Source organism: Methylobacterium sp. WL103, assembly GCF_008039885.1.
GTDB classification, from domain to species: Bacteria; Pseudomonadota; Alphaproteobacteria; order Rhizobiales; family Beijerinckiaceae; genus Methylobacterium; species Methylobacterium cerastii.
In genome coordinates, this window is the sequence record NZ_VRUX01001082.1 from 1 (window position 1) to 816 (window position 816).

The window sequence follows — 816 nt, forward strand, 5'->3', positions numbered from 1 at the left end:
CGCGGTGGGCGCCGGCACGGCCCAGCACCTGGCCGCGGGCGGCTACGCGGTGCTCGCCTTCGCCGACCTCGGCCGCTGGCTGCTGCTGCTGGCGCTGGTGCCGGCGCTGATCCTGTTCCGGAGGAGTGCGTGATGGCAGCCCGCGTGCTCGGCCGCCTGCCTGTCTCTCCCACCCTTTCGGCCGCCCTCTCGCGCGGCTGGCGGCGCTGGGCGCGGACCGTCGGGATCGCGGCGGCCGGCGCCGGCATCCTGGCGCTGCTGTTGGTCTCGCAGCCGCGCACCGGCCTCGGCCGCCTGCTGATGGGGGTCGGACTGCCCTCAGTGGCGCTCGCGATCCTCGACGACCCGGCCTGGCGCGGGCCGGCGCTCTACGAGGCCGGGCGCTACGACGAGGCCGCGGCGCTGTTCCGCAACGGCGGCCGGCGCAATTCGTACAACCTCGGCAACGCACTCGCCCGGATGGGCGACTATGCCGGCGCGATCGAGGCCTACGACGCGGCGCTGCAGTTCAACCCGCGCGACGCCGACGCGCAGGCCAACCGCTCGCTGCTCGCCAAGCTCGTCGCCGAGGCGATCGACCGCAAGGGCGGCGGCACCGCCAACGGCTCGGCGCAGTACGGCGCCCGCTACAACAACACCGCCAACCAGGAGAAGGACGAAACGCTCCAGGCCAATTCCAGCGGCGAAGGCCTGGCCGGCAACAAGGAGTCGAGCTCGTCCGCCTCGATCCCCGGCAACAGCAAGGTCGCGCGCCGGGGCCAGGCCGAGCAGCAGACCGTGGAATCCGGTCGCGGCGAGGCCCGCGGTTCGGCCGGC

1 protein-coding gene and 1 pseudogene are annotated in these 816 nt (G+C 74.5%); both read left to right on the forward strand.

The genetic code is table 11. The features are described 5' to 3' along the window. Positions 1–133 (forward strand): annotated as a pseudogene (locus FV222_RS32070) (VWA domain-containing protein); the annotation flags it as partial. Next, on the forward strand, positions 133–816 hold a 684-nt coding region (locus tag FV222_RS27920; RefSeq protein ID WP_147816395.1), incomplete at its 3' end, for a tetratricopeptide repeat protein. The pseudogene FV222_RS32070 and the gene FV222_RS27920, both read left to right, overlap by 1 nt.